Source organism: Luteimonas aquatica, assembly GCF_022662575.1.
In the GTDB taxonomy this organism is placed as follows: Bacteria; Pseudomonadota; Gammaproteobacteria; order Xanthomonadales; family Xanthomonadaceae; genus Luteimonas; species Luteimonas aquatica.
In genome coordinates this window covers 400,927-427,760 of sequence record NZ_JALBFU010000002.1, presented here as the reverse complement: position 1 = coordinate 427,760, position 26,834 = coordinate 400,927, and the positions used below count along the sequence as shown (strand labels likewise).

General features: G+C 71.3%; 24 protein-coding genes. 20 read left to right on the top strand and 4 right to left on the bottom strand.

The annotated features are described in order from the left end of the window. The first annotated feature begins 11 nt into the window (after window positions 1-11). The 12 genes from ilvC to MD221_RS07965 all read left to right on the top strand — a co-directional run bounded on the left by ilvC (window position 12) and on the right by MD221_RS07965 (window position 13,251). On the top strand, window positions 12-1,040 hold the full coding sequence (gene ilvC / locus MD221_RS08020) for a ketol-acid reductoisomerase (RefSeq protein WP_242109930.1): 1,029 nt from the start codon (window positions 12-14) through the stop codon (window positions 1,038-1,040). Between the two features lie 142 nt (window positions 1,041-1,182). After that, entirely contained in the window at window positions 1,183-3,000 is a 1,818-nt protein-coding gene (gene ilvG / locus MD221_RS08015; protein ID WP_242109921.1) for an acetolactate synthase 2 catalytic subunit, read from the top strand. Continuing rightward, window positions 2,984-3,220, top strand: coding sequence for an ACT domain-containing protein (locus MD221_RS08010; protein WP_242109911.1), 237 nt, complete (start codon window positions 2,984-2,986; stop codon window positions 3,218-3,220). The genes ilvG and MD221_RS08010 overlap by 17 nt, the downstream gene beginning before the upstream one ends. Before the next feature lie 47 nt (window positions 3,221-3,267). Beyond that, on the top strand, window positions 3,268-4,200 hold the full coding sequence (locus MD221_RS08005) for an aminotransferase class IV (RefSeq protein WP_242109902.1): 933 nt from the start codon (window positions 3,268-3,270) through the stop codon (window positions 4,198-4,200). Between the two features lie 13 nt (window positions 4,201-4,213). Next, window positions 4,214-5,416 (top strand): threonine dehydratase, encoded by a 1,203-nt coding sequence (locus MD221_RS08000; protein ID WP_242109893.1) that lies wholly within the window; start codon window positions 4,214-4,216, stop codon window positions 5,414-5,416. Next, window positions 5,413-7,029, top strand: coding sequence for a 2-isopropylmalate synthase (locus MD221_RS07995; protein ID WP_242109891.1), 1,617 nt, complete (start codon window positions 5,413-5,415; stop codon window positions 7,027-7,029). Before MD221_RS08000 ends, MD221_RS07995 begins: the two co-directional genes overlap by 4 nt. Continuing rightward, window positions 7,026-8,501: a 3-isopropylmalate dehydratase large subunit gene (gene leuC, locus MD221_RS07990; protein WP_242109882.1), complete on the top strand. Its 1,476-nt coding sequence runs from the start codon at window positions 7,026-7,028 to the stop codon at window positions 8,499-8,501. Before MD221_RS07995 ends, leuC begins: the two co-directional genes overlap by 4 nt. Next, window positions 8,498-9,115 carry a 3-isopropylmalate dehydratase small subunit gene (gene leuD, locus MD221_RS07985; protein ID WP_242109873.1) on the top strand — a complete coding sequence of 206 codons (618 nt, stop codon included), beginning with the start codon at window positions 8,498-8,500 and terminating at the stop codon, window positions 9,113-9,115. The genes leuC and leuD overlap by 4 nt, the downstream gene beginning before the upstream one ends. After that, complete coding sequence (leuB, locus tag MD221_RS07980; RefSeq protein WP_242109856.1) at window positions 9,105-10,193, top strand: 3-isopropylmalate dehydrogenase; 1,089 nt, start codon at window positions 9,105-9,107, stop codon at window positions 10,191-10,193. Before leuD ends, leuB begins: the two co-directional genes overlap by 11 nt. A 111-nt stretch (window positions 10,194-10,304) precedes the next feature. Further along, window positions 10,305-10,994, top strand: a complete 690-nt coding sequence (locus tag MD221_RS07975; RefSeq protein WP_242109845.1) for a TetR/AcrR family transcriptional regulator — start codon at window positions 10,305-10,307, stop codon at window positions 10,992-10,994. Between the two features lie 123 nt (window positions 10,995-11,117). Beyond that, complete coding sequence (locus MD221_RS07970; RefSeq protein WP_425602234.1) at window positions 11,118-11,777, top strand: protein-L-isoaspartate O-methyltransferase family protein; 660 nt, start codon at window positions 11,118-11,120, stop codon at window positions 11,775-11,777. A gap of 19 nt (window positions 11,778-11,796) precedes the next feature. Further along, window positions 11,797-13,251, top strand: a complete 1,455-nt coding sequence (locus MD221_RS07965; RefSeq protein ID WP_242109841.1) for a TolC family outer membrane protein — start codon at window positions 11,797-11,799, stop codon at window positions 13,249-13,251. Window positions 13,252-13,325: 74 nt separating this feature from the next. Here MD221_RS07965 and waaA read toward each other — a convergent pair whose 3' ends face one another. Next, the gene (gene waaA / locus MD221_RS07960) at window positions 13,326-14,642 is read right to left on the bottom strand and encodes a lipid IV(A) 3-deoxy-D-manno-octulosonic acid transferase (RefSeq protein ID WP_425602225.1); all 1,317 of its coding nucleotides are present in this window, start codon (window positions 14,640-14,642) and stop codon (window positions 13,326-13,328) included. Between the two features lie 150 nt (window positions 14,643-14,792). Here waaA and lpxL point away from each other — a divergent pair, with 150 nt between their 5' ends. The 4 genes from lpxL (at window position 14,793) to MD221_RS07940 (ending at window position 17,388) form a co-directional block, all read left to right on the top strand. Continuing rightward, a complete protein-coding gene (lpxL, locus tag MD221_RS07955) occupies window positions 14,793-15,716 on the top strand; it encodes an LpxL/LpxP family Kdo(2)-lipid IV(A) lauroyl/palmitoleoyl acyltransferase (RefSeq protein ID WP_242109829.1) in 924 nt (307 codons plus the stop codon). A 133-nt stretch (window positions 15,717-15,849) separates the two neighbouring features. Continuing rightward, window positions 15,850-16,560 (top strand): TetR/AcrR family transcriptional regulator, encoded by a 711-nt coding sequence (locus MD221_RS07950; RefSeq protein ID WP_242109797.1) that lies wholly within the window; start codon window positions 15,850-15,852, stop codon window positions 16,558-16,560. Continuing rightward, window positions 16,557-17,093: a GFA family protein gene (locus tag MD221_RS07945; RefSeq protein ID WP_242109795.1), complete on the top strand. Its 537-nt coding sequence runs from the start codon at window positions 16,557-16,559 to the stop codon at window positions 17,091-17,093. The genes MD221_RS07950 and MD221_RS07945 overlap by 4 nt, the downstream gene beginning before the upstream one ends. Continuing rightward, complete coding sequence (locus MD221_RS07940) at window positions 17,086-17,388, top strand: DUF6958 family protein (protein WP_242109793.1); 303 nt, start codon at window positions 17,086-17,088, stop codon at window positions 17,386-17,388. The genes MD221_RS07945 and MD221_RS07940 overlap by 8 nt, the downstream gene beginning before the upstream one ends. Before the next feature lie 22 nt (window positions 17,389-17,410). Here the strand turns inward: MD221_RS07940 and MD221_RS07935 are convergent, their stop codons facing one another. From MD221_RS07935 to lptF, 3 genes are all read right to left on the bottom strand, one after another. Beyond that, window positions 17,411-19,066 carry an FAD-binding dehydrogenase gene (locus tag MD221_RS07935; protein ID WP_242109791.1) on the bottom strand — a complete coding sequence of 552 codons (1,656 nt, stop codon included), beginning with the start codon at window positions 19,064-19,066 and terminating at the stop codon, window positions 17,411-17,413. Between the two features lie 248 nt (window positions 19,067-19,314). After that, the gene (gene lptG, locus MD221_RS07930) at window positions 19,315-20,424 is read right to left on the bottom strand and encodes an LPS export ABC transporter permease LptG (protein WP_242109789.1); all 1,110 of its coding nucleotides are present in this window, start codon (window positions 20,422-20,424) and stop codon (window positions 19,315-19,317) included. Beyond that, complete coding sequence (gene lptF, locus MD221_RS07925; protein ID WP_242109787.1) at window positions 20,421-21,518, bottom strand: LPS export ABC transporter permease LptF; 1,098 nt, start codon at window positions 21,516-21,518, stop codon at window positions 20,421-20,423. Before lptF ends, lptG begins: the two co-directional genes overlap by 4 nt. Window positions 21,519-21,718: 200 nt before the next feature. Here lptF and MD221_RS07920 point away from each other — a divergent pair, with 200 nt between their 5' ends. The 4 genes from MD221_RS07920 to MD221_RS07905 are packed head-to-tail and all read left to right on the top strand — an operon-like array spanning window position 21,719 to window position 26,755. Continuing rightward, a complete protein-coding gene (locus MD221_RS07920; RefSeq protein ID WP_242109785.1) occupies window positions 21,719-23,200 on the top strand; it encodes a leucyl aminopeptidase in 1,482 nt (493 codons plus the stop codon). Between the two features lie 16 nt (window positions 23,201-23,216). Then, window positions 23,217-23,642 (top strand): DNA polymerase III subunit chi, encoded by a 426-nt coding sequence (locus MD221_RS07915; RefSeq protein ID WP_242109783.1) that lies wholly within the window; start codon window positions 23,217-23,219, stop codon window positions 23,640-23,642. 3 nt (window positions 23,643-23,645) lie between these two features. Further along, window positions 23,646-23,903: a cytoplasmic protein gene (locus MD221_RS07910; protein WP_242109781.1), complete on the top strand. Its 258-nt coding sequence runs from the start codon at window positions 23,646-23,648 to the stop codon at window positions 23,901-23,903. Window positions 23,904-23,935: 32 nt separating this feature from the next. Next, a complete protein-coding gene (locus tag MD221_RS07905; protein ID WP_242109779.1) occupies window positions 23,936-26,755 on the top strand; it encodes a valine--tRNA ligase in 2,820 nt (939 codons plus the stop codon). Window positions 26,756-26,834: the final 79 nt, after the last annotated feature.

Here is a 26,834-nt window from a genome sequence, read left to right as displayed (position 1 = left end):
GAACCCTCCCCATGAACGCCACGACCGCCTTCCAACCCAAGATCGCCGTGATCGGCTACGGCAGCCAGGGCCGCGCCCATGCCCTCAACCTGCGCGACTCCGGCTTCGACGTCACCGTCGGCCTGCGTCCCGGCGGCCCCACCGAGCAGAAGGCCAAGGCCGACGGCTTCAAGGTGAAGACGCCCGACGCCGCCGTCGCCGATGCCGATCTCGTCGCCGTGCTCACCCCGGACATGGTGCAGGCGCAGCTCTATCGCACCGTGATCGAGCCGCACATCCGCGTCGGCGCCTGCCTGCTGTTCGCGCACGGCTTCAACGTGCACTACGGCCAGATCGCGCCGCGCGCCGACCTCGACGTGGTGCTGGTCGCGCCCAAGGGTCCCGGCGCGCTGGTGCGCCGCGAGTACGAGATCGGCCGCGGCGTGCCCGCCGTCTACGCCGTGCACCAGGATTCCAGCGGCCGCGCCGAGCAGCTCGCGCTGGCCTACTGCGGCGGCATCGGCGGCGCGCGCCAGAACGCGATCAGGACCACGTTCAAGGAAGAGACCGAGACCGACCTGTTCGGCGAACAGGCCGTGCTGTGCGGCGGCGCCACCAAGCTGGTGCAGGCCGGCTGGGAAACCCTGGTCGAGGCCGGCTACCAGCCGGAGATCGCCTACTACGAGTGCCTGCACGAGCTGAAGCTGATCGTCGACCTGCTGTACGAGGGCGGCATCACCCGCATGCACGAGTTCATCAGCGAGACCGCGCAATACGGCGACCTCACCCGCGGCCCCTACGTGATCGACGAGCATGCGCGCGCGCAGATGAGGAAGATCCTGGCCGAGATCCAGGACGGCACCTTCGCCCGGCAATGGATCGCCGAGTACGCGGCCGGCAACGCCCACTACAAGGCGCTCAAGCAGGCCGATCTCGACCATCCGATCGAGGCCGTCGGCAGGAAGCTGCGCGGCGCGATGAAGTGGCTCGACAACGCGCCCAAGCCCGCCGCCAAGGCGCCCGCGCCGGTATCGCCCCAGCCCGAGGAAGCGGCGGCCTGACCCAAGCCCCTCTCCCGCAAGGCGGGAGAGGGAAATGCGAGCGCAGCGAGCGAGGGTGAGGGGACGGCTTTTCGCGAAAAGCGCCCTCACCCCAACCCCTCTCCCGCCAGCGGGAGAGGGGCTCAAAATCCGGGACCTTTCGATGTCATCCTCCGAGCCTTCCGATCAACCCTCCGCACAACCCGCCCAAGCCCCGGTCAACGGGGCGCGCTGGCTGGTGCAGGCGCTGGCCGCCGAGGGCGTGGACACGCTGTTCGGCTATCCGGGCGGCGCGATCATGCCCTTCTACGACGCCCTGCACGGTGCGGACCTGAAACACATCCTGGTGCGCCACGAGCAGGGCGCGGCCTTCGCCGCGAACGGCTATGCGCGCGCCAGCGGCCGCGTCGGCGTGTGCGTGGCCACCTCCGGCCCCGGCGCCTCCAACCTGGTCACCGGCATCGCCGACGCGATGCTCGATTCGGTGCCGATGGTGTGCATCACCGGCCAGGTGCCGACCGCATTGATGGGGACCGACGCGTTCCAGGAACTGGACGTGTTCGGCATGACCATGCCCATCGTCAAGCACAGCTTCCTGCCGCGCCGCGTCGACGAACTGCCGCGCGTGGTCGCCGAGGCCTTCCGCCTGGCGCGCAGCGGCCGGCCCGGCCCGGTGCTGATCGACCTGCCCAAGGACGTGCAGATCGCCGACGCCTCGCACCTGCCCGCGCACGCGCCGGCGGCCTGCGACGCGGTGCCGCCGCCCTCGGACGCCGCCATGCACGAGGCCGCCGCGCTGATCGCGCAGGCGAGGAAGCCGGTGGTGTACGGCGGCGGCGGACTCGTGCTCGGCGAGGCGGTGGACGCCTTCCGCGATTTCGTCGAGCAGACCCGCATCCCCACCGTGCTGACATTGAAAGCACAAGGCGCGCTGCCGGCCGCGCACCCCTGCAACCTGGGCATGCTGGGCATGCACGGCACCCGCGCGGCGAACATGGCGGTGCAGGAAGCCGATCTGCTGATCGTGGCCGGCGCCCGCTTCGACGACCGCGCCACCGGCAAGCTGGCCGAGTTCGCGCCCAATGCGCGCGTCGTGCACCTGGACGCGGACGCGTGCGAGATCGGCAAGCTGCGCGAGGCCGACGTGCGCGTGCCGGGCGACGTGGCCGCCAGCCTGTCGCGGCTGGCGCCGCCGTGCGCGGCGCAGATGCACGGCCGCCACGCCGCGGCGCGCCGCGCCTGGCGCGGCCTGTGCCTGGAGCGCAAGCTGCGCTTCGGCGCGCGCTACGACGCGCCCGGCGACCGCGTCTACGCGCCGTCCCTGCTCAAGCGCATGTCGGAGCTGGCGCCCGAGGCCATCGTCGCCTGCGACGTCGGCCAGCACCAGATGTGGGTGGCGCAGCACTGGCGCTTCGCGCATCCGCGCCAGCACCTGACCAGCGGCGCGCTGGGCGCGATGGGCTTCGGCCTGCCGGCGGCGATCGGCGCGCTGCTCGCTTTCCAAAAGCAGGAAAACCCCAAGGCGCAGGTGGTGTGCGTGAGCGGCGACGGCTCGTTCCTGATGAACGTGCAGGAGCTGGCCACGCTGCGCCGCTACGGCCTGCCGGTGAAGATCGTGCTGCTCGACAACCAGGCCCTGGGCATGGTGCGGCAGTGGCAGGAACTGTTCTTCGACCGCCGCTATTCCGAGATCGACCTGTCCGACAACCCGGACTTCGCGGTCGTCGCGCGCGCCTTCGGCATCGAGGCGCTGTCGGTGGACCGCGCCGCCGACGTCGAGGACGCGCTGCGCGCCCTGCTCGACGCCCCCGGCCCGGCGCTGCTGCACGTGGCGATCGACACCGCCGCGAACGTCTGGCCGCTGGTGCCGCCCAACCACAACAACGCGCAGATGCTGGATGCCGAGCAGGCCGCCGCGCAGCCTGCCGCGCCCCCGGCTTCCACTCCCCCCGAGGTGCTGCCCCATGCGATACCAGCTTGAACTCACCCTGCGACACGCCGAGGGCGCGCTCGCCCGCGTGCTCGGCACCGCCGAGCGGCGCGGCTTCCGCCCGGTGTCGGTGGACGGCGAGGCGCAGCCCGACGGCGACCGCTGGCACCTGCGCATGACCGTCGAGGGCGAGCGCTCCGACGAGTCGCTGCAGCAGCAGCTGGCCAAGCTCTACGACTGCCTGTCGGTCGAGGTGGTGCCGTGTCCGTGACCCTCTTGGAATCATCGCAGCCTTCCATGGCGACGCAATCGGACACCATGACGTCCGGCCCGGCCGTCCATGGCCGGGCGCTCGCATCGGCGCGCGCCAATGGCGCGCAAGCGGCCGATGCTCGCCCCAAGCTCTGGTTCGACGGGCAGATCGCCGACGTCGACGCGCTGCAGGCCGACCTGACCACCCACGCCATGCATTACGGCAGCGGCGTGTTCGAGGGCATCCGCGCCTACGCCACCGCGAGCGGTGCGGCCGTGTTCCGCCTGCCCGAGCACCTGGAGCGCATGCGCCGCGGCGCCGAGCTGCTGGGCATGCAGTTCGACGCGCAGCAGGCCACCGAGGCCACGCTGGCGACGCTGCGCGCCAATCGCCACCGCGACGCCTACATCCGCCCGCTGGCCTGGTACGGCGAGGGCGGTTTCGGCCTGGACGTGAGCGGGCGCCCGCAGCACATGATGGTATCCACCACGCCCACCCTGGTGCACCTGGCCGGGTCGCGCGCGCGGGTCGCGGTGTCGAGCTGGCGGCGCAACCCCGCCGATTCGCTGCCGCCGCTGAAGCTGTGCGGCGCCTACGTCAACTCGATCCTGGCCAAGCGCGAGAGCAAGGCGCGCGGCTTCGACGAGGCGCTGTTCGTGGACAGGGACGGCTTCGTGGTCGAGTGCACCGGCGCGAACGTGTTCGCCGTGAAGGACGGCCGCGTCACCGCCGTCGAGCATCGCGACGCCCTGCCCGGCATCACCCGCGACACGCTGATGACGCTCTCCGGCGCGGTGTCGCGATCGCTGACGTTCGAGGAACTGCTGGAGGCCGACGAGGTGTTCGCCTGCGGCACCGCCGCGGAAGTGGCGCCGATCGCCGAGATCGAGGAGCGCCGCTTCGGCGACAACCCGGTCACGCGCGAGCTGGCGGCGCTGTACGCGCGCGTGGTGCGCGGCGAGGAATCGGCGTCGGCGCAGTGGCTGACGCCGGTCTGAGGCCGACACGACCATGAACGATCCCGCCGTAGCCAGCGACACCCCCGTCTCCGCCGCCGACGTGCTGGCGGCGCAGGCGCGGCTGCGGCGCTATCTGGACGTCACCCCGACCCATTACGCCGAACGCTTCGGCTGCTGGCTCAAGCTCGAAAACCTGCAGCGCACCGGCTCCTACAAGGTGCGCGGCGCGATGAACGCCCTGCTGGCCGCGCGCGAGCGCGGCGACGAGCGCACGGTGATCACCGCCTCGGCCGGCAACCATGCCCAGGGCCTGGCCTGGGCCGCCTACCGGCTGGGCATGCCGGTGATCACGGTGATGCCGCGCTGCGCGCCGGAAACCAAGGTCGCCGGCGTCGCCCACTGGGGCGCCACCGTGCGCCTGCACGGCGAAAGCTACGACGAGGCCAAGGCCTTCGCCGCGGAACTGGCCGCGCAGCACGACTACCGGCTGCTGTCGGCCTTCGACGATGCCGACGTGATCGCCGGCCAGGGCACGGTCGGCCTGGAACTGGCGGCGCTGTCGCCGGACGTGGTGCTGGTGCCGATCGGCGGCGGCGGCCTGGCGGCCGGTGTCGCGCTGGCATTGAAAACGTGCCTATCCGCGACACAGGCGTCGCGGCGGCAGGGCGTGCGCATCGTCGGCGCCCAGGTCGAGGGCGTGGACGCGATGGCGCGCGCGCTGCGCGGCGACACCGCCGCGCGCGAACCCGCCGCCACCCTGGCCGACGGCGTGCGCGTGAAGGTGCCCGGGCAGCTGACGCGCCGCGTGCTGGACACCCTGCTCGACGACGTCGTCATCGTGCGCGAGGCCGAGCTGCGCGAAACCCTGGTGCGGCTGGCGCTGGAGGAACACGTCATCGCCGAGGGCGCCGGCGCCCTGGCGCTGGCGGCCGGGCGCCGCGTGGTCGGCAAGCGCAAGTGCGCGGTCGTCTCCGGCGGCAACGTCGACGCCCTGGTGCTGGCCAGGCTGCTGTCGGAAGTGCGCCCGCGCCCGCCGCGCAAGCCGCGCCGCCGGGTGCGCGAGGTCGACGCCGCCACGCCGCCGACGCGTGCCCGACTTACGCCGTCGTTCCCGCGCAGGCGGGAATCCGCTGACTTCGGCGCGCCCCGCGCGATCGCGAAGCCAGCGGATTCCCGCTCCCGCGGGAACGACGCCTCCGCTCCCTCTCCCCTGACGAACGCGCAACACGAAATCCCCGAGGAAATCCCCGCATGAACACGACAGAAGGTCGAGTACCGACCAGCCCGGCCTCCCCGGGCGGCGCCCGCGTGCGCATCTTCGACACCACCCTGCGCGACGGCGAGCAATCGCCCGGCTGCAGCATGTCGCCGCAGCAGAAGCTGGTGATGGCGCGGGCGCTCGACGAGCTCGGCGTGGACGTGATCGAGACCGGCTTCCCGGCCAGCTCGCAATCCGACCGCGAGGCCGCGGCGATGATCGCCAAGGAGCTGCGCCGGCCGACGCTGTGCGTGCTTTCGCGCTGCCTGCCCACGGACATCGAGGCCTCGGTGCGCGCGCTGGAAGGCGCCGCCAACCCGCGCCTGCACCTGTTCCTGTCCACCAGCCCGCTGCACCGCGAGCACAAGCTGCGCATGAGCAAGCAGCAGGTGCTGGACTCCATCGCCGCCAGCGTCGCGCAGGCGCGCGCCCTGGTCGACGACGTCGAGTTCTCCGCCGAGGACGGCATCCGCACCGAGCGCGACTTCCTGGCCGAGGCCTGCGCCGCGGCCATCGTCAACGGCGCCGGCACCATCAACGTGCCGGATACCCTGGGCTACACCACGCCGCAGGAAATACGCGCGCTGTTCGAATTCCTGATCGGCACCGTGCCAGGCGCCCGCGGGGTGATCTTCAGCGCCCACTGCCACAACGATCTCGGCATGGCGGTCGCCAACTCGCTGGCCGCGATCGAGGGCGGCGCGCGCCAGGTCGAGTGCACCGTCAACGGCATCGGCGAGCGCGCCGGCAACTGCGCGATGGAAGAGCTGGTGATGGCGCTGAAGGTGCGCAACGCCTGGTTCGAGGCCGACACCGGCATCGACACGCAGCGCCTGCTGCCGGCCTCGCAGCTGCTCACCCGCCTGATCGGCATGCCGGTGCAGCGCAACAAGGCCATCGTCGGCGCCAACGCCTTCGCCCACGAATCGGGCATCCACCAGCACGGCATGCTGCGCCACCGCGGCACCTACGAGATCATGCGTCCGGAGGACGTGGGCTGGCCGGATTCGCAAATGGTGCTGGGCCGCCACAGCGGCCGCGCCGCGGTCGCGCACCGCCTGCGCGCGCTGGGCTACGCGCTGGAGGACGAGCAGCTGGATCGCGTCTTCGCCGACTTCAAGGCGCTGTGCGAACAGCAGCGGGTGATCGACGACGGCGACCTGGAAGCGCTGATGCACGGCACCGACGCCTACGAGGGCGGGCGCGGCCAGGGCTTCCGCCTGGCCTCGATGACGGTCAGCGACCGCGGCCAGCGCGCCAGCGCCCAGGTCGAGCTGTCCGACCCGGACGGCAAGCGCGTGAGCGAGAGCGCGCTCGGCGATGGCCCGGTCGATGCGCTGTTCGCGGCGCTGGCCTCGGCCACGGGCGTCAACCTCACCCTGGAGAGCTACCAGGTGCACAGCGTCGGCATCGGCGCCGACGCGCGCGGCGAGGCCAACCTGAGCGTGCGCTGCGACGACGACGACGGCCGCGCCTACGAGGGCACTACTTATGAAGGCCGCGGCACCAGCCGCGACATCATCGAGGCCAGCGCGCTCGCCTGGCTGGACATCGCCAACCGCGTGCTGCGCGCGCGCCGCCATGCCGACGCCGACATGGTGGCCGCATGACCGCGCCCCGCACCCTGTTCGACAAGCTGTGGGACGCGCACGTCGTCGTCCCCGAGAGCGAAGCCGCGCCGGCCGTGCTCTACGTCGACCTGCACCTGATCCACGAGGTCACCTCGCCGCAGGCCTTCTCCGAGCTGCGCGCGCGCGGGCTGTCGCCGGCCCGTCCGGAGCGCACCAAGGCGACCATGGACCATTCCACGCCGACGCTGCCGGCCGGCGAAGACGGCAAGCTGCCCTACGCCAGCCAGGCCTCGGCGCTGCAGGTGGAAACGCTGGCGCGCAACTGCGCCGAGTTCGGCATCGAACTGTTCGACATCGGCTCGGCGCAGCGCGGCATCGTGCACGTGATCGCGCCCGAGCTCGGCTTCACCCAGCCCGGCATGACCATCGTCTGCGGCGACAGCCACACCTCCACCCACGGCGCCTTCGGCGCATTGGCCTTCGGCATCGGCACCAGCGAGGTCGGCCATGTGCTGGCCACGCAGTGCCTGCTGCAGCGCAAGCCGCGGACCATGGCGATCACCGTCGAGGGCGAGCTGGCGCCCGGCGTCGGCGCCAAGGACGTGATCCTGCACATCATCGGCAGGATCGGCGTCAACGGCGGCACCGGCCACGTCATCGAGTACCGCGGCTCCACCATCCGCGCGATGGACATGGAGCAGCGCATGACCCTGTGCAACATGTCCATCGAGGCCGGGGCGCGCGCCGGCATGGTGGCGCCGGACGAGACCACCTACGCCTGGCTGGCGCGCGCGCCGCGCGCGCCGGGCGCCGGCATCGCCGGGAGCGTCGAGTTCGCGCACGCCAGGGCGCGCTGGTCGCGGTTCGTCGGCGACGAAGGCGCGCGTTTCGACCGCGAGGTGCGCGTCGACGCGCGCGACATCCGCCCGACGCTGACCTGGGGCACCCATCCCGGCACCGCGATCGCGGTCGACGCGCCGATCCCCGCCCCCGCCGACGGCGACGAGGCCGCGCGCAAGTCGCTCGACTACATGGGCCTGGAACCGGGCCGCGCGCTGGACGGCACGCCGGTGGACGTGGTCTTCGTCGGCTCCTGCACCAACGGCCGCCTGAGCGACATGCGCGCCGTCGCCCAGGTGCTGCGCGGGCGCACCGTCGCCGCCAGCGTGCGCATGCTGGTGGTGCCCGGCTCCGAACAGGTCAAGCGCGAGGCGGAGGCCGAAGGCATCGACGCCGTGGTGCGCGCGGCCGGCGCCGAATGGCGCGAGCCGGGCTGCAGCATGTGCATCGCGATGAACGGCGACCTGGTCGCACCGGGACAGCTGGCGGTGAGCACCAGCAACCGCAACTTCGAGGGCCGCCAGGGGCCGGGGGCGCGCACCCTGCTGGCCTCGCCGCTGACCGCCGCCTGGGCCGCGGTCAACGGCCGCGTCTGCGATCCGCGCAACCAGATCGCGGCGGCATCGCGCAAGGCCGAAGCCGCCCGCCAGACGGCCGAGGTGGCGCGATGAGCGGCCTGCAATTCGTGCGCTCGCGCAGCGTGGTGCTGCGCCAGACCAACATCGACACCGACCAGATCATCCCGGCGCGCTTTCTCTCCACCACCGAGCGCAAGGGCCTGGGCCGCTACGCGTTCAACGACTGGCGCTACCTGCAGGGCGATGGAAGCGCGCCGGACGAACCCGCGCCGAATCCCGCATTCGCCTTCAACCGGCCGGAGAACGCCGATCGCGCCATCCTGCTGGCCGGCCGCAACTTCGGCTGCGGCTCCTCGCGCGAGCACGCGCCCTGGGCGCTGACCGACCTCGGCCTGCAGGCCATCGTCAGCAGCGAGATCGCCGACATCTTCCGCAACAACGCGCTCAAGAACGGCCTGCTGCCGGTGGTGCTGGACGAGGCCGACGTGCAGGCGCTGATGCAGCGCCCCGACGACGAGCTGACCGTCGACGTGCGCGCGCGCGAGCTGCGCACGCCCGACGGCCGCGCCTACGCCTTCCCGCTCGACACCTTCGCGCAGACCTGCCTGCTCGAGGGCGTCGACGAACTGGGCTACCTGCTCGCCCGCCAGCCGCAGATTCAAATCTACGAAACCCATGCTCACGAGGCACGCCAACATGCACGCTGACATCGTCGTCCTGCCCGGGGACGGCATCGGCCCCGAAGTCACCGCCGCCGCCGTGGAGGCGCTGCAGTTCACCGCGCAGCGCTACGGCCACACCTTCCGCCTGCGCGAGCACCTGATCGGCGGCGCCGCCATCGACGCCACCGGCGAACCGCTGCCCGCCGCCACCCTGGAGGCCTGCCGCCAGGCCGACGCGGTGCTGCTGGGCGCCGTCGGCGGGCCGAAGTGGTCCGACCCCAACGCCAAGGTGCGCCCGGAGCAGGGCCTGCTGGCGCTGCGCAAGGGCCTGGGCCTGTACGCCAACCTGCGGCCGGTGCGGCCGCATCCGGCCACGCTCGGCGCCGCGCCGATCAAGCCGCACCTGCTGGCCGGGGTCGACCTGCTGGTGGTGCGCGAGCTCACCGGCGGCATCTATTTCGGCCAGAAGCGGCGCGAGGCCGACCGGGCCAGCGACCTGTGCGAATACTCCACTGCCGAGATCGAGCGCGTGGTGCGGCGCGCCTGCGCGCTGGCGCGCGAGCGCCGCCGCCACGTCACCTCGGTGGACAAGGCCAACGTGCTGGAGACCTCGCGCCTGTGGCGCGACGTCGCATCGCGCGTGGCGCGCGAGGAATTCCCGGACGTCACGCTGGAGCACCAGCTGGTCGACTCGATGGCCATGCACCTGCTCTCGCGCCCGCGCGCCTACGACGTGGTGGTCACCGAGAACATGTTCGGCGACATCCTCACCGACGAGGCCTCGATGCTGGCCGGCTCGATGGGCCTGCTGCCGTCGGCCTCGCTCGGCGAGGGCCGCGTCGGACTTTACGAGCCCATCCACGGCTCGGCCCCGGACATCGCCGGGCGCGGCATCGCCAACCCGGTCGGCGCGATCCTCAGCGCCGCGCTGCTGCTGCGCCACTCGCTCGGGCTGGAGCGCGAGGCCGCCTGCATCGAGCAGGCGGTCGCCGCCACCCTGGACGCCGGCATCCTCAGCGCCGACCTGGCGGTGGCCGGACAGGCGGCCACCACGGCCGAGGTGACGACCGCCGTACGCGACCGCATGGAAACCGGCTGCCAGGTCGCCGAGCTGCGCGACTGACGGATCCGCCGTCCACGGGGACCCGCACCCCGTGGATTGGCCCTGCGGACGGGAACCTGCGTTCAGCGGCCGCGCCTATAAATACAAAACCGATTGGTCTAGTATTAGGTCATGTCAGCCCGCCCGACCCGTCAGCCCGCCTCCGCCGGCGCCAGCAAGCCCGCCAGTCCCGGCCGTCCCAAGGACCTGGCCAAGGGCGCGGCGATCCTGGAAGCCGCCAAGCGGATGTTCCTGCTGCACGGCTACGAGCGGATGAGCATGGACCAGATCGCGGCCGAGGCCGGGGTCTCCAAGCTCACGGTCTACAGCCACTACGGGGACAAGCAGACCCTGTTCCTGGAAGCGGTGAAGGCGCACTGCGAGCAGCAGCTGCCCGAGGCCCTGTTCGAGCCCTCGCCGGCCACCCCGCTGCGCGAGCGCCTGCTGGATATCGCCGCGGCCTTCCACGCCATGATCAGCTCGCCCGAGGCGGTCGCCGGGCACCGCCTGATGTGCACCCCGCAGATCGCCGATTCGCCGCTGCCCAACCTGTTCTGGGAAGCCGGGCCGCGGCGCATCCAGAACGGATTCGCGGCCCTGCTGCAGCGGCGGATCGAAGCCGGGGAGCTGGAGATCGACGACGTTCCCCGCGCCGCGGTGCAGTTCTTCTCCCTGCTCAAGGGCGAGTTCCACGACCGCCTGGTGATGGGCTGCGCCCTGGAAACCACCGGCAGCGTGGACGAGCACCTGAAGGCCTCGATCGAGATGTTCCTGCGCGCCTACGGACAGCGCCCGGGCGCCGCCAGGACGCGGGCATCGTGACCTCGGTCGCGGTGACTTCCGGCACTGCGTGCTGGTGTGCTGCAACAGCCATCCTGTCTTCATCCCCCGACGCAGAAGCCCGTTAAAATCGCGGGCCGCCCGCATGAGAGCCCTACACCGATGATGGTGCCGACGATGGACTACGCCAAAGCCCGCGAAACCATGGTGGAACAGCAGGTGCGTCCCTGGGACGTGCTCGATGTCCGCGTGCTCGAGGTGCTGGCGACCCTGCCGCGCGAGGACTTCGTGAGCGAGGCGCATCGCGCGCTGGCCTACAGCGACCTCGAACTGCCGATCGGCCACGGCGAGAAGATGATGAAGCCGGTGCTGGAAGGGCGCGCCCTGCAGGCGCTGGAGATCGACCCGGGCGACCGCGTACTGGAAATCGGCAGCGGCAGCGGCTTCCTCGCCGCCTGCCTGGGCAGACTGGCCCGCGAGGTCGTGGGCCTGGAGCGGCATGCCGACCTGGCCGAGGCCGCGCGCGCGCGCCTGCAGGCGCAGGGCATCGCCAACGTGCGCATCGAGACCGCCGACGCCCTCGCCTGGCCGGGCGACGGCCAGTTCGACGCGATCTGCGTCAGCGGCGCGGTGGCCTCGCTGCCGCCGCGCTTCCTGCAATGGCTGCGCCCCGGCGGGCGCCTGTTCGCGGTGCAGGGCGTCTCGCCGGTGATGGACGCGGTGCGGGTGCGCGCCGATGTCAACGGCGCCCGCACCGAATCGTTGTTCGAAACCGACCTTGCCTACCTTGCCGGGGCCGCCCCCGCGCCCAAGTTCGATTTTTAAGACCAAGGAATCCCCCAAGATGAGTCGCCGTCCCCTCGCACTCGCCCTCGCCATGGCCGCCCTGCTGCCGGCCTCGGCCTACGCCGAAGACCTGCTGCAGACCTACGAGCTGGCGCGCACCGGCGACCCGCAATACGCGGCCGCCGAATCCCAGCGCCTCGCCGACAAGGAAGGCGCGGTGCAGGCGCGTGGCGCGCTGTTGCCGCAGATCAACGGCAGCGCCCGGCTGACCCGCTCGCACAGCAACGACCAGGACGGGCTGATCAACACCGGCCGCGTCGACGGCAACGGCAACCCGATCCGCATCCCGAGCAACGGCGTCGGCCGCAGCCGCGGCCGCTCCTACGGCGCCGAGCTGTCGCAGTCGGTCTTCGACTGGGGCGCGATCAGCAACGTGCGCGTGCAGCGCGCGCTGAGCAAGGCCGCCGACTTCACGCTGGACAACGCCGGCGGCGACCTGATCACGCGCACCGCCAACACCTATTTCAACGTGCTGGTGCAGATCGAGACCCTGGCCGCGGCCGAAGCCGCCGAGGCCGCGGCCAAGCGCAACTTCGACTACGCCGACAAGCGGCTGGAAGTCGGCCTTGCGCCGATCACCGACGTGCACGAAGCGCGCGCCAACTACGACAGCGCGCGCGCCGCCACCATCCTGCAGCGCAACGCCCTGCAGGACGCCTACCAGGCGCTGACCGAGATCACCGGCACGCGCGTGGTCGACCTGAAGGCGCTGCCGGACGACTTCCGTCCCGAGCTGCCGTCCGAGCAGGGCGTCGACACCTGGGTGAGCTCCGCGCTGAGCAACAATCCCGGCCTGAAGTCGGCCGAATACCAGAGCAAGTCGGCCGCGCTCGGCGTCGACGTGGCCCGCGCCGGGCATCTTCCGACGCTGGGCTTTAACGCCACCTACGGCCGCAACACGACCTGGGGCAGCAACACCTCGCTCGGCGCCATCGACGGCAGCGACGGACACGATCGCACCATCGGCCTCACCCTGACCGTGCCGATCTTCTCCGGCGGCGTGACCCAGTCCCGGGTGCGGCAGGCGATCGCCAACCGCGACGTGGCGCAGGACACCTACGAGCAGCAGAAGCGCGCGCTGGAACGCAACACGCGCAACGCCTACCAGGCGCTGGTCGCCGGCGTGAGCGAGGTCGAGGCCCGCCGCCTGGCGGTGGTCTCGGCCAAGGCCGCCTACGACGCCTCCCAGGTCGGCCTGGAAGTCGGCACGCGCACCGTGCTCGACGTGCTGATCAACCAGCAGAACCTGTTCGACGCGCAGACCCAGTACGCGGTGGCCAAGTACCAGTTCCTGCAGAACCGCCTGCTGCTGGACCAGGCCGCGGGCAGCCTCGACATCGAGGACGTGCGCGACGTCAATCGCCTGCTGACGGCCGACGCCAACGCCCAGCTGGCGCCGGACAAGATCGACGCCGGCCCCCTGCCGACGCCGGCCGCGCAGCAACAGCAGTAGGAACGCAAGCACGCGCGGATTCCGCGACGGGCGCGCCGCAACGCGGCGCCCGCTGCGGAATCCGTTTTGCTTTCTCAGCCCGTCCGGCGCGGCGGCAGGTCGCCCGCCACCAGTTCCAGCGTGCGCTGCAGCGCGCCACGCCCCTGCTCCACCAGCGCCAGGCCGGCCTCGGCCATCGCCGCGCGCGCGTCCGGCTCGCCCAGCAGGGCCTCGACCGCATCCCCCACCGCCTCGGCGTCACGGCAGATGCGCAGCGCGCCGGCGGCGTCCAGCTGGCGCGCGATATCGGTGAAGTTGTGCAAGTGCGGCCCGGTCACCGTCGCCGTGCCCACGGCCGCGGGTTCCAGCAGGTTGTGCCCGCCGATGTCCTGCAGGCTGCCGCCGACGAAGGCGACGTCGGCGCAGGCGTAGAAGTCCATCAGCTCGCCCAGGGTATCGATCACGAACACGCCGTCGTCGCGGTCCGGCCACTGCGTGAGCTGGCGCGTGGCCACCCGCCAGCCGGCATCGACCGCCTGCTGCGTGACGCCGCGGAAGCGCTCGGGATGGCGCGGGGCCCACAGCAGCAGCGCGTCGGGCCAGCGCGCGCGCAGGCGGCGATGCAGGGCGATCACCACCGCCTCCTCTTCCACGTGCGTGCTGGCCGCGATCCAGATCGGCCGCGCGCCCACGCGCGCGCGGAAGGCCTCGGCCGAGGCGCGCAGCCCCTCGTCGACGGCGATGTCGAACTTGAGGTTGCCGGTGACCACCACCGCCTCGCGCGCGGCGCCCAGGCGCACGAAGCGCTCGCCGTCGCGGCGCGACTGCGCCGCCACCTTGCGCACCGTGCGCAGCGCGCGGCCGACCAGTGCGCGCAGCACGCGATAGCCGCGCAGCGAGCGTTCCGACAGCCGCGCGTTGACGATGTACACCGGGATGTCCTGGTCGCGGCAGCAGAACAGCAGGTTCGGCCACAGCTCGGTTTCCACGATCATGCCCAGGCGCGGCCGGAAGTGGGCGAGGAAGCGCTTCACCGCGCCGGAGAGGTCGTAGGGCAGATAGACGTGTTCGACGCGGTCGCCCCACAGCGCGCGCACGCGCATCGAACCGGTGGGGGTGATGGTGGTGACCAGCAGGCGCAGGTCCGGACGCTCGCGCAGCAGGCTGTCGACCAGGGGCGCGGCGGCATTCACCTCGCCCACCGAGACGGCATGCACCCACACGCTCTGCGCGTGCGGCGCGGCGGCGTACACCGAATAGCGCTCGTTCCAGCGCTGGAAGTATTCCGGCTGGCGGAATCCGCGCCAGATCAGGTGGTAGATCGTGATCGGCGCGAGCACGTAGAGGGCGGCCGAATACAGCCCGCGCAGCAGCCGCTCCACGAAGCGGTCGGTCACGAGGGGGGCGGTCACGAGTCGTTCGCTGCGGGATCGGCCATCACCGCGACAGGATAGCCGCAGCGCCGGACCGTGCGGGAGTCCGCGCGGTCGGCGGCCAAGCCCCGGCAATGGCGCCGATGCGGACCCGGACGGACTTGCGCGGCATTGCCTTAAAATCCGCGCATGTCCGCCGCCACGTCTTCCGCGCCGTCCACCCGGCCTCCGCTCGGCATCCGCCATTGGCCGACCTGGATCAACATCGGCGCGATGGCGCTGCTGGCGCGCCTGCCCTGGTCGTGGCAGCGATGGCTCGGGCGCGGCATCGGCGGCCTGCTGCGCCGGCTGCTGGCCGAACGCCGCGCGATCGCCGCGCGCAATCTCGAGCTTTGCTTTCCCGAGCTGGACGCGGCCGCGCGCGAGGCCCTGCTGCGCGAGCACTTCGCCGCGCTGGGCATCGGCCTGTTCGAATTCGCGCGTGCCTGGTGGGGCTCGATCGCGCCGCTGCGCCGCGGCATCCGCGTGGAAGGCCTGGAGCACATCGAAGCCGCGCGCGCCAACGGCCGCGGCGTGATCGTGGTTTCGGGCCACTTCACCACGCTGGAGGCGGCCGCGCGGCTGATGTGCGACTACCTGCCGCTGGCCGGCATGTACCGGCCGCACGCCGAACCGGCCATGGAATGGGCGGTGCGCCGCGGCCGCGCGCGCTATGCCCAGGCGATGTTCCCCAAGCAGGACGTGCGCGGCACGGTGCGGCATCTCAAGCGCGGCGGCCTGCTGTGGTACGCGCCGGACCAGGACCCCAGCCGCGGCGACAGCGTCTACGTGCCCTTCTTCGGGCAGCCGGCGCATAGCCTCACCTCCACCCACCAGCTCGCCCGGCTCTCGGGCGCGGCGGTGGTGCTGTTCCAGCACGAGCGGCGCCCGGACGGCGGCTACACGATGAAGCTGTGGCCGGCGCTGGAGGCCTTTCCCTCCGCCGACGCCACCGCCGACACCGCGCGGGTGATGGCCGGCATCGAGGCCATGGCGCGCGCGGTGCCGTCGCAATACCTGTGGATCCACCGCCGCTTCAAGCGCCGGCCGGACGGGACCTCGCCGTACCAATAATCACGGAGCGCTCCGAGCCACGAGGCAAAGCGCGCTCATCCTTGCCCCTGCGATGCGCAGCGGACTTTTAATCCGCTGCGCACCAGGGATTGTTGCGCTTGACAACATACCAACTGAACGGTATGTTTCAACCATGGCTAGACCCACCAAGCAGTCCCCGGAACGCGGCGGCGCCAGGACCCGGCTCCTCGAGGCGGCCCGCGACGTCATCCGCGCCAAGGGCTTCGCCGCCACCAGCGTGGACGACCTGTGCACCGCGGCCGGCGTCACCAAGGGGGCCTTCTTCCATCACTTCGCCAGCAAGGACGCGCTGGGCGTGGCCGCCGCCGAGTTCTGGGCCGAGACCACCGGCGACTTTTTCGCCGCCGCGCCCTACCACGCCGCGCCCGACGCGCTGGCCCGGGTGCTGGCCTACGTCGCGTTCCGCAAGGCGATCATCGCGGGCGAGATCGCCGAGTTCACCTGCCTGGCCGGCACGCTCGCCCAGGAGGTCTTCGCCAGCGCGCCCGAGATCCGCGACGCCTGCGGCCGCAGCATCTTCGGCCACACCGCCACGCTGGAGGCGGACATCGAGGCCGCGCGCCGCGAGCGCGGCATCACCGGCGACTGGACCGCCGACAGCCTTGCCCGGCACACGCAGGCGGTGATCCAGGGCGGCTTCGTGCTGGCCAAGGCCGGCAACGACCCCGACCTCGCGCGCGAAAGCCTCGACCACCTCGACCGCTACATCCGCCGCCTGTTCCTAGTCGGTTCGCCCCATGTCGGTTCGCCCCAAGTCGGTTCGGCCCAGGTCGACTCGCCCCACGCCCACTCGTCCCACACAACGCCGGAGGGCGCGCCATGAACGACACCACCCAACTCGCCTGCGCCTGCGGGCACACCCGCCTGGCGGTGGACGGCGCGCCGATCCTCGTCTCCGAATGCCTGTGCGACAGCTGCCGCAAGGCCGCGGCCCGCCTCGCGGCGCTGCCCGGCGCGAGGACACTGCTCACCGCCTACGGCGCCACGCCCTCGGCCGAATACCGCAAGGATCGCGTGCGCTTCCTGTCCGGCGCCGAGCGCCTGGGCGAATTCCGGCTCACGCCCGGAGCCGGCTCGCGCCGCGTCGTGGCGACCTGCTGCAACACGCCGCTGTTCCTGGAGATGAAAGGCGCGCACTGGCTGAGCATGTACCTGCCGCTATGGCCGGAGGCGATGCGCCCGAAAGCGCAGCTGCGCACGATGACCGGCGACCTGCCCGACGCCAGCGCCCTGCCCGACGACATTCCCAACCTGAAGACCCACACGGTGTCCTTCTACGCCAAGCTGCTGGGCGCGTGGATCGCGATGGGCTTCCGCAATCCGAAGATTGCGGTGACGGAGAAGATCGATGCCTGAGGCGAAGATCGAGATCGAGAACGTCAATGCGCCCGGCCGTACCGAACGGGTCGACCGCGCGAAATACCTGGCGATGCGCCAGGCGCTGCTGGCCGTGCTGCCGGCCGAGGCGCCCGGGCTGAAGGTGGACGCGGCCAAGCAAGCGCTGCTGCCCCTGCTGCCGGAGGACCTGTTCCCGCAGGGCAGGACCGCGGGATGGTGGCTGAAGGCCGTGCAGCTCGACCTCGAGGCGAAGGGCGCGATCAGGCGCGCGGCGATCAAGCCGGTGCATCTGTACCGGCAGGGCGCGCGCTAGCCGCGAAGGCGCTGCGCCGCGCTCAGACCGCCGCGGCCGCGGCGCGCCCGGCGCAGCGTCCCGAGAACAGGCAACCGCCGAGGAAGCTGCCCTCCAGCGCGCGGTAGCCGTGCACGCCGCCGCCGCCGAAGCCGGCGGCCTCGCCCGCCGCGTACAGGCCGGGCAGCGGCTGGCCGTCGGGCGCCAGCACGCGCGCGTCCAGGTCGGTCTCGAAACCGCCCAGGCTCTTGCGGGTGAGGATGTGCAGGCGCACCGCGATCAGCGGCCCGTTGCCGGCGCCGAGGATGCGGTGCGGCTTGGCCACGCGCGTGAGCCGGTCGCCGCGATAGCGGCGCGCGTTGTGGATCGCCATCACCTGGCTGTCCTTGGCGTAGGGGTTGTCGAACTGCAGGTCGCGCGCCTCGATCTCGCGGCGGATCTGCGCCGCGTCGAGCAGATGCTCGCCGCTGAGCGCGTTCATGCCCGCGACCAGCTCCTCCAGCGTGTCGCGCACGATGAAGTCGCGGCCGTGTTCCTTGAACGCCTCCACCGGCCCCGGCGCGCGCTTGCCGACGGCGCGCTTGAGCACCTGGCGCCAGCTCTTGCCGGTCAGATCGGGATTCTGCTCCGAACCGGAGAGCGCGAACTCGCGCTTGATGATCGCCTGGTCGAGGATGAACCAGCTGTAGTCGTGGCCGGTGCCGCGCAGGTGTTGCAGCGTGCCGAGCGTGTCGAAGCCCGGCCACAGCGGCGTCGGCAGGCGTCGCCCGGTGGCGTCGAACCACAGCGAGGACGGCCCGGGCAGGATGCGGATGGCATGCATCGGCCAGATCGGATTCCAGTTCTCGATGCCTTCCACGTAGTGCCACATGCGGTCGCGGTTGATCAGGCGCGCGCCGGCCTCGGCGCCGATGTCGAGCATGCGTCCGTCCACGTGCGCCGGCACACCGCAGATCATCCGTTCGGGCGCGCGGCCCAGGCGCTCGGGCCAGTAGCGGCGCACCATCTCGTGGTTGCCGCCGATGCCGCCGGAACAGACGATCACCGCCGGCGCGCGCTGCTCGAAATCGCCGACCACCTCGCGCGAACTCGGCTTGCCGCGCGCCATGCCGTCGGGCGCCAGCACGCTGCCGCGCGCGCCGGCCACCGCGCCGTGCTCCACGATCAGCCCGTCGACGCGATGGCGGAAGGCGAAGCGCAGCAGGCCCTTGCGCTCGGCCTCACGCGCACGGCGCACGAACGGCTCGATCACGCCCGGGCCGGTGCCCCAGGTGACGTGGAAGCGCGGCACCGAATTGCCGTGGCCGACCGCGCCGTAGCCGCCGCGCTCGGCCCAGCCCACCACCGGAAACCAGCGCATGCCCATGGCATGCAGCCAGGCGCGCTTCTCGCCGGCGGCGAAGTCCACGTAGGCCTCCGCCCAGCGCCGCGGCCACAGGTCCTCCTCGCGGTCGAACGCGGCCGTGCCCATCCAGTCGGCCAGCGCCAGCGCGTGCGAATCGCGCACGCCCATGCGCCGCTGCTCGGGCGAATCGACGAAGAACAGGCCGCCGAAGGACCAGAACGCCTGGCCGCCGAGGCTCTGCTCGGGTTCCTGCTCCAGCACCAGCACGCGCTTGCCGGCATCGGCCAGCTCGGTGGCCGCGACCAGGCCGGCGAGGCCGGCGCCGATGACGATCGCGTCGGTCGGGTTGTGCATGTCCCCCACTCCCAGGGTTGATGGGGGGAACGTTAACCGATCGTCAGAGTGGGTGCATGGGGGATGGGGACTGTGGAGGCGGTGTTTGTGCCACAGGCTTCTTCGGAGGGTGTGCGTTACTTCGGTCTGAGCTATCGCTGCCGTCCATGGCGGTGCACTTCGACTTCGGCACGTCCGGCCCGGCCCTCCATGGCCGGGCGTTCGGGGCCGCAGCGGACGCCTATGGGCGTCCGCTAGCTTGCGGCCCCTCACCCACTCCGTCGGCGGAACAGGAAGAAGGAGATCGTCATCAGCAGCACGGACGGCATCAGGTAGGCGATGCGATAGTCGAACTTGTACACGCCCGCGAGCGAGACGAACTGCGTCTGCAGCAGCCAGAAGCCGAGCGCGAACACCATGCCGATGAACAGCCGCTTGCCCGCGCCGCCGCTGCGCAGGGTGCCGAAGGCGAAGGGAATCGCCGCCAGGCACAGCGCCAGCACGTTGAGCGGGTAGAACCAGCGGCCCCAGTAGTGCTGCTCGAACTCGCTGGCGTCGAGGTTGTTGCGCTGGCGGTAGTTGATACCCTCGCGCAGGTCGTGCGAGGTCATGTAGCGCGGCCGCCAGATGTTGCGCGCGCTGGCCGCGAGCGCGGCGGCGTCGAGCTTGGAGGACCAGTGCTCTTCCAGCACTTCGGTCTGGGTGACCGAATTGGTCTCGAAATAGGTGCGCTTGACGTTGCGCAGCAGCCAGCCGCCCTTGCGGTGCTCGGCGCTGCTCACCCGCGCGATCGACTCCAGCCGCCCGTCCTTGGCGAACTCGAACAGGCGCACGTCGTTGAGCTCCAGCCAGGTATCGCGGCCCTTGGCGTGCTCCTGCCCCTTCTGCGCGTTGAGGAAGGTGTCGCCCTCGCGCGCCCACAGGCCGGAATACTGCGCCACCGTCATGTCCTTGGATTTCGCCGCCGCCTTCAGCCCGTCGGCGCTGCGCTGCGCCCAGGGACCGAGCGTCTCGCCGCTGAGCACCATCAGCGCGGTGAGCATCAGCAGCGGCGCCGCCACCGACACGCTCAGGCGCCGCCGCGACAAGCCCACCGCGCGCAGCGCGGTGAGCTCGGAGCTCGCCGCCAGCTGGCCCAGCCCCATCAGCGCGCCGATCACCGCCGCGGTCGGGAACATGGTGTAGGCCCGGCGCGGGATCGTGTAGATCATGTAGGTGATGGCGTCGAAGAAGCCGTAGCTGCCCTTGCCGACGTCGCCGAACTCGTCGACCAGGCCGTTGATCACGTCCAGGCCCACCAGCACCGTCCAGGTCAGCAGCACGGTCACCGCCACGGTGCGCGCGACGTACTGGTCGTGGATCTTGGGGAACGGCGTCATGCCGGCTGCCCCGCCGCGCGGCGCAGGCGGCGCTTGCCCAGGCGCCCGTCATGCAGGTACGACCAGATCGCGAAACCCAGCAGCGGCACGGTCAGCCACCACAGGCCCAGCGCCGTCGGGATTTTGCCCTTCGACAGCCAGTCGGTGCCCATCCACATCAGGTTGGTGCCGACCAGGTAGGCGAGGAAGCCGAGCAGCACGCGGCCGTAGCGCGACTGCCGCGGCGAACTGCGCGCCAGCGGGATCGCCAGCAGCGCGAAGGCCAGCGCCAGCAGCGGCGGCGTCAGGCGCTGGTGCAGCTGCGCGGCCGCCTGCCGGCGCGGATCGCCGAGCAGGGCGGCGGTGGAGAGCAGCTCCGGATCGTCCTTCTTGGCCTGCTGCTCGGCCGTCGGCAGGCGCACGTCGTTGCTGGCGTAGCGCATCAGCCGGTAGTCGCGGCCCTCGGCCAGCGGCCCCTCGACGCGGAAGCCCTCGTTGAGCTTGAGATAGCGCTCCACGCCCTCGACCTCGAGCTGGCCGGTGAGCGCGGTGGTCACGTCCAGGCGCTTGTCGGTCTGGCGGTAGACGAACACCCGCGACATGCCGCGTCCGTCGGTGGTCATGCCGCCGACGTAGACCACGCCGTCGCCGCCGGGCAACTCGATGAAGCGCCCGGGCTCCAGCCCCGCCACCAGCAGGCTGCGGTTGCCGGCCTCGATCAGCTGCTGGGAATAGTTGCGCGCCCACGGGCCGAGCCACAGCGAGCACATGCCGATGAACACCACCAGCGGCACCACCAGCATCAGCACCGGCCGCGCCAGACGCCGCGGGCCGACCCCGATGGAGGCCAGCACCGGCATTTCCGAGTCCCGGTACAGGCGGCTCACCCCCAGCAGCAGGCCCAGCATCAGGCCCAGCGGCAGGATCAGCGGCAGGTAGTTCAGCAGCTGCAGGCCCAGCTGGGAGAGCATCAGCCCCGCCGGCATCCGGCCGCCGGCGATGTTGCGCAGCACGTCGGCGAAGACGCCGCCCAGGCTGACGATCAACAGCACCACCAGGACCGCGAACGTGGCCTGGGCAAATTCGCGGAACAGGTAGGAGTCGAGCTTGGGCATCAAAACGAGGGGACGGTCTCTGGAGCGGCGGTGGGGTCGGCGGAGCCCTGATAGACTAGAGAGTTCGCGACGCGGACATTGCCGGCCGCCCCGCCCGACGGGGACGGGTAGTATCCCTGTCGCATCGTGAACAGCCGATTGTAGACAACACGCACGCCGCCGGCACCGCGGCGTCAGCGCACACCGCCCGAACCGAGCCCATGACCCTTCAATTCACCCTGAACCGCGAACTCCCGGCCGCCGTGGCCACCGACTGCATCGTCGTGGGCGCCTACGGCGACAAATCGCTGACCCCGGCCGCGCAGGCCCTCGACGGCGCCAGCGGCGGCCGCATCCAGGCCCTGATCGAGCGCGGCGACGTCTCCGGCAAGACCGGCAGGACCGCGCTGCTGCACGACTTGCCCGGCGTGGCCGCGCCGCGCGTGCTGGTGGTGGGGCTGGGCGATCCGGCCAAGTTCGGGGTGCCCCAGTACCTGAAGGCCGTGGGCGATGCCGCGCGCGCGCTGAAGGGCGGATCGGCGCAGCAGGCGCTGTTCACCCTGTCCGAGCTGCAGGTGCCCGGCCGCGACCAGGCCTGGAACATCCGCCAGGCGGTCGTCGCCGCCGCGCATGCCAGCTACCGCTACCTCGCCACCCTGGGCGAGAACAACAAGGCCCGCCACGACGACAGCGGCCTGAAGGCGCTGGCCGTGTCCGGCGAGGACGCCACCGCCCTGGCCCAGGGCGAGGCCATCGCCGCCGGCGTGGAGTTCGCGCGCAACCTCGGCAACCTGCCGCCCAACATCTGCACCCCGGCCTACCTGGCCGAGCAGGCCCAGGCCTTCGCAGCCGGGCACGCCGGCGCCGAGGCCGAGATCCTCGACGAGACGCAGATGGAGGCCCTGGGCATGGGCTCCCTGCTGGCGGTCGCCCGCGGCTCGGCCAACCGCCCGCGCCTGATCGTGCTGCGCTGGCAGGGCGGCGAGTCCGGCGCCAAGCCTTATGCCCTGGTCGGCAAGGGCATCACCTTCGACACCGGCGGCGTCAACCTGAAGACGCAGGGCGGCATCGAGGAGATGAAATACGACATGTGCGGCGGCGCCACCGTGATCGGCAGCTTCGTCGCGGCGGTGAAGATGCGCCTGCCGGTGAACCTGGTGGTGGTGGTGCCGGCGGTGGAGAACGCCATCGACGGCAACGCCTACCGCCCCTCCGACGTGATCACCTCCATGTCCGGCAAGACCATCGAGGTCGGCAACACCGACGCCGAGGGCCGGCTGATCCTGTGCGACGCGCTCACCTACGTGCAGAAGTACGAGCCGCAGGCCATCGTCGACGTCGCCACCCTCACCGGCGCCTGCATGGTCGCGCTCGGCCGCTACGCCTCGGGCCTGATGAGCAAGCACGACGACCTGGCGGGGGAACTGCTGGCCGCCGGCGAGCACGTCTTCGACCGCGCCTGGCGCCTGCCGCTGTGGGACGAATACCAGACCATGCTCGAGTCCAGCTTCGCCGACGTCTACAACATCGGCGGCCGCTGGGCCGGCGCGATCACCGCCGGCTGCTTCCTGGCGCGCTTCGCCGAGGGCCAGCGCTGGGCGCACCTGGACGTGGCCGGCACCGCCAGCGACGAGGGCAAGCGCGGCATGGCCACCGGGCGACCGGTGGGCCTGCTGACGCAATGGCTGCTCGACCGCGCCTGAGTCCCGCTCCCGTCCGATGCCGCGCGCCGACTTCTACCTGATCGCCAAGCCGCGCTTCCGCGACGAGCCGCTGCGCCTGGTGTGCGAGCTGGCGCGCAAGGCCTACGACGCCAACCACTGGACGCTGGTGCTGGCGCGCGACGCGGCCCAGGCCGAGGCCCTGGACGAGCTGCTGTGGGACATGGGCGAGGACGCCTACATCCCGCACCAGATCGCCGGCACCGACGAAGAGGACGAGCTCACCCCGGTGCTGATCGCCCCGCCCGAGTTCGACGCGCCGCTGCGCCCGCTGGTGATCAACCTGCGCGACGATCCGGTGCGCGGCGAGTTCGAGCGCGTGCTGGAAGTGGTGCCCGCCGACGAATCCGCGCGCGGCCCGCTGCGCGAGCGCTGGACGCAATACAAGTCGCGCGGCCTGGACGTCAGCAAGCACGACATGTGAGTCATGGGCCGCGTGATGAACGACGTCATTCAGGCACATCGCCACTCGTCCGGCCATCGGCATGAAATCGAGATCAGCGCAACGTGCGGTTGTTTCTATTGCGGAGAAATCTACATGCCGTCCAAAATCGAAAAATGGGCCGATCAGGGCATGACGGCCATTTGCCCGATCTGTGGCATTGATTCCGTAATCGGCGACGCATCCGGCTATCCCGTCAACAAAGAATTCCTTTCGGCCATGCGCAAGACCTGGTTCTGGTAGGAACACGGCTCGACTCTTTGATTCCCACACTCATGACCCAAACGCTCGCCCCCGGCTACGACCCCAAGCAATTCGAAACCCGCCTCTACGCCGAGTGGGAAGGCAGCGGCGTGTTCGCGCCGCAGGGCGACGGACCGGCCTACAGCATCCTGCTGCCGCCGCCCAACGTCACCGGCACGCTGCACATGGGCCACGCCTTCCAGCACACGCTGATGGACGCGCTGGTCCGCTACCACCGCATGCGCGGCTACCGCACGCTGTGGCAGATGGGCAGCGACCACGCCGGCATCGCCACCGAGATGGTGGTGGCGCGCAACCTCGGCCGCGACGGGCTGACCCGCGACGGGCTCGGGCGCGAGCGCTTCATCGAAAAGGTCTGGGAGTGGAAGGGCCAGTCGGGCGACACCATCGAGCGGCAGATGCGCCGCCTGGGCGCCTCCGGCGACTGGTCGCGCAGCGTCTTCACCATGGACCCGATGCCCTCCGCGGCGGTGGTCGAGGCCTTCGTGCGCCTGCACGAGGCGGGCCTGATCTACCGCGGCCAGCGCCTGGTCAACTGGGATCCGGTGCTGAAGACCGCGATCTCCGACCTGGAGGTGGTCAACGAGGAGGAGGACGGCTTCCTCTGGTCGATCGACTACCCCCTCGTCGACGGCCGGCAGGGCGACGGCAGCGCCACGCTCACCGTGGCCACCACGCGCCCGGAGACCATGCTCGGCGACACCGCGGTGATGGTGCATCCCGAGGACGAGCGCTACGCGCACCTGATCGGCAAGCGCGTGCGCCTGCCGCTCACCGGCCGCGAGATCCCGATCATCGCCGACGCCTACGTCGATCGCGAGTTCGGCACCGGCGTGGTCAAGGTGACGCCGGCGCACGACTTCAACGACTACGCGGTCGGCCAGCGCCATGGCCTGCCGATGATCAACATCTTCACGCCCGAGGCGGCCGTCAACGACAACGCGCCGGAACGCTATCGCGGCCTCGACCGTTTCGCCGCGCGCAAGACGGTGCTCGCCGACCTGGAGGCCGAGGGCCGGCTGGCCGAGACCAAGCCGCACAAGCTGCAGGTGCCGCGCGGCGACCGCACCAACCAGGTGATCGAGCCCTATCTCACCGACCAGTGGTTCGTGAAGATGGACGATTTCGCCGCGCGCGGACTGGCGCTGGCCGAGCAGGGCCAGGTGCGCTTCGTGCCGCCGAACTGGATCAACACCTACCGCCACTGGATGGAGAACATCCAGGACTGGTGCATCAGCCGCCAGCTGTGGTGGGGGCACCGCATCCCGGCCTGGTATTCCGACGCCGGCAAGCCCTACGTCGCCCGCGACGAGGCCGGCGCGCGCGCGCTGGCGCAGGCCGACGGCTACGAAGGCGCGCTGTCGCAGGACGCCGACGTGCTGGAAACCTGGTTCTCCTCGGCGCTGTGGCCGCTGAGCACCATGGGCTGGCCCGACGCGGACGCGATGCAGGCGCGCGGCTTCGACCGCTTCGTGCCCTCCAGCGTGCTGGTCACCGGCTTCGACATCATCTTCTTCTGGGTGGCGCGGATGATCATGATGACCGACCGCCTGCTGCCCGCCGGGGTGCCCGACGCCGGGCGCGTGCCGTTCAAGGACGTCTACATGACCGGCCTGGTGCGCGACAAGGACGGGCAGAAGATGTCGAAGTCGAAGGGCAACATCCTCGACCCGCTCGACCTGATCGACGGCATCACTCTCGACGACCTGCTCGCCAAGCGCACCAGCGGCCTGATGCAGCCGAAGATGGCCGAGAAGATCGAGAAGGCCACGCGCAAGGAATTCCCGCAGGGCATCCCCGCCTTCGGCGCCGACGCGCTGCGCTTCACCATGGCCGCGCTCGCCGGCCCCGGGCGCGACATCAAGTTCGACCTGGCGCGCTGCGAGGGCTACAAGAACTTCTGCAACAAGCTGTGGAACGCCACCCGCTTCGTGCTGATGAACACCGAGGGGTTCTCGGCGGCGTCGGCGCCCGAGGCCGCGGCCACCGACGCCGAGCGCTGGATCCTCGCCCGCCTGGCCAAGACCGCCGCCGAGGCCGAGGCGCATTTCGCCGCCTACCGCTTCGACCTGCTGGCGCAGACACTGTACGAGTTCGCCTGGAACGAGTTCTGCGACTGGTTCGTGGAGCTGGCCAAGCCCGCCTTGAACGGCGACGACGCCACGGCCGCCGACAGCACCCGCCGCACCCTGCTGTTCGTGCTCGAGCGCATGCTGTGCCTGCTGCATCCGCTGGTGCCCTTCGTCACCGAGGAGCTCTGGCAGCAGGTCGCCCCCAGGCTGGGCGTCGACGGACGCACCGTGATGCTGCAGCGCTACCCGCACAGCGCCGACTTCGCCGTGCAGGCCTACGGCGAGGCCGAGGCCGACATCGAATGGCTCAAGGCGATGGTCTCGGCGCTGCGCCGCATCCGCAGCGAGCTGGGCGTCTCGCCGACGCGCTCGGTCCGGCTGCTGACGCAGGGCGGCGACGCCGAGGATGCCGTGCGCCTGGCGCGCCACGCCTCGCAGCTGAAATTCCTCAACCGCCTCGACGGCATCGAAGCGGTCGCCGGCGAGGTGCCGCCGGCCGCCGCCGCCCTGGTCGGAACGCTGAAGCTGCTGGTGCCGCTGGAAGGACTGGTCGACCTGGACGCCGAACGCGCGCGCCTGGACAAGGAGCTCAAGCGCGTCGCTGGCGAGCAGGCGAAATCGCAGGGCAAGCTGGCCAGCGACACCTTCGTGCAGAACGCCCCCGCCGCGGTCGTGGAGCAGGAGCGCAAGCGCCTGGCCGACTGGACCGCGCAGCTGGAGACGCTCGCCGCGCAGCGCGCGCGGCTCGGCGCGCCGTAGCCGCCGCGGCGTTGCGCGGGCGGCGCCTGGTGATAGCATGCGCCGCTCTCCACCCGCCGCTGCATTCTTCGAAAGGATT

What these genes read in the sequence shown, in the direction of transcription:
- ilvC (WP_242109930.1), top strand. Translation starts at nt 12, where the DNA reads ATGAACGCCACGACCGCCTTCCAACCCAAGATCGCCGTGATCGGCTAC.
- ilvG (WP_242109921.1), top strand. Translation starts at nt 1,183, where the DNA reads ATGTCATCCTCCGAGCCTTCCGATCAACCCTCCGCACAACCCGCCCAA.
- MD221_RS08010 (WP_242109911.1), top strand. Translation starts at nt 2,984, where the DNA reads ATGCGATACCAGCTTGAACTCACCCTGCGACACGCCGAGGGCGCGCTC.
- MD221_RS08005 (WP_242109902.1), top strand. Translation starts at nt 3,268, where the DNA reads ATGACGTCCGGCCCGGCCGTCCATGGCCGGGCGCTCGCATCGGCGCGC.
- MD221_RS08000 (WP_242109893.1), top strand. Translation starts at nt 4,214, where the DNA reads ATGAACGATCCCGCCGTAGCCAGCGACACCCCCGTCTCCGCCGCCGAC.
- MD221_RS07995 (WP_242109891.1), top strand. Translation starts at nt 5,413, where the DNA reads ATGAACACGACAGAAGGTCGAGTACCGACCAGCCCGGCCTCCCCGGGC.
- leuC (WP_242109882.1), top strand. Translation starts at nt 7,026, where the DNA reads ATGACCGCGCCCCGCACCCTGTTCGACAAGCTGTGGGACGCGCACGTC.
- leuD (WP_242109873.1), top strand. Translation starts at nt 8,498, where the DNA reads ATGAGCGGCCTGCAATTCGTGCGCTCGCGCAGCGTGGTGCTGCGCCAG.
- leuB (WP_242109856.1), top strand. Translation starts at nt 9,105, where the DNA reads ATGCACGCTGACATCGTCGTCCTGCCCGGGGACGGCATCGGCCCCGAA.
- MD221_RS07975 (WP_242109845.1), top strand. Translation starts at nt 10,305, where the DNA reads ATGTCAGCCCGCCCGACCCGTCAGCCCGCCTCCGCCGGCGCCAGCAAG.
- MD221_RS07970 (WP_425602234.1), top strand. Translation starts at nt 11,118, where the DNA reads ATGGTGCCGACGATGGACTACGCCAAAGCCCGCGAAACCATGGTGGAA.
- MD221_RS07965 (WP_242109841.1), top strand. Translation starts at nt 11,797, where the DNA reads ATGAGTCGCCGTCCCCTCGCACTCGCCCTCGCCATGGCCGCCCTGCTG.
- lpxL (WP_242109829.1), top strand. Translation starts at nt 14,793, where the DNA reads ATGTCCGCCGCCACGTCTTCCGCGCCGTCCACCCGGCCTCCGCTCGGC.
- MD221_RS07950 (WP_242109797.1), top strand. Translation starts at nt 15,850, where the DNA reads ATGGCTAGACCCACCAAGCAGTCCCCGGAACGCGGCGGCGCCAGGACC.
- MD221_RS07945 (WP_242109795.1), top strand. Translation starts at nt 16,557, where the DNA reads ATGAACGACACCACCCAACTCGCCTGCGCCTGCGGGCACACCCGCCTG.
- MD221_RS07940 (WP_242109793.1), top strand. Translation starts at nt 17,086, where the DNA reads ATGCCTGAGGCGAAGATCGAGATCGAGAACGTCAATGCGCCCGGCCGT.
- MD221_RS07935 (WP_242109791.1), bottom strand. Translation starts at nt 19,066, where the DNA reads ATGCACAACCCGACCGACGCGATCGTCATCGGCGCCGGCCTCGCCGGC.
- lptG (WP_242109789.1), bottom strand. Translation starts at nt 20,424, where the DNA reads ATGACGCCGTTCCCCAAGATCCACGACCAGTACGTCGCGCGCACCGTG.
- lptF (WP_242109787.1), bottom strand. Translation starts at nt 21,518, where the DNA reads ATGCCCAAGCTCGACTCCTACCTGTTCCGCGAATTTGCCCAGGCCACG.
- MD221_RS07920 (WP_242109785.1), top strand. Translation starts at nt 21,719, where the DNA reads ATGACCCTTCAATTCACCCTGAACCGCGAACTCCCGGCCGCCGTGGCC.
- MD221_RS07915 (WP_242109783.1), top strand. Translation starts at nt 23,217, where the DNA reads ATGCCGCGCGCCGACTTCTACCTGATCGCCAAGCCGCGCTTCCGCGAC.
- MD221_RS07910 (WP_242109781.1), top strand. Translation starts at nt 23,646, where the DNA reads ATGGGCCGCGTGATGAACGACGTCATTCAGGCACATCGCCACTCGTCC.
- MD221_RS07905 (WP_242109779.1), top strand. Translation starts at nt 23,936, where the DNA reads ATGACCCAAACGCTCGCCCCCGGCTACGACCCCAAGCAATTCGAAACC.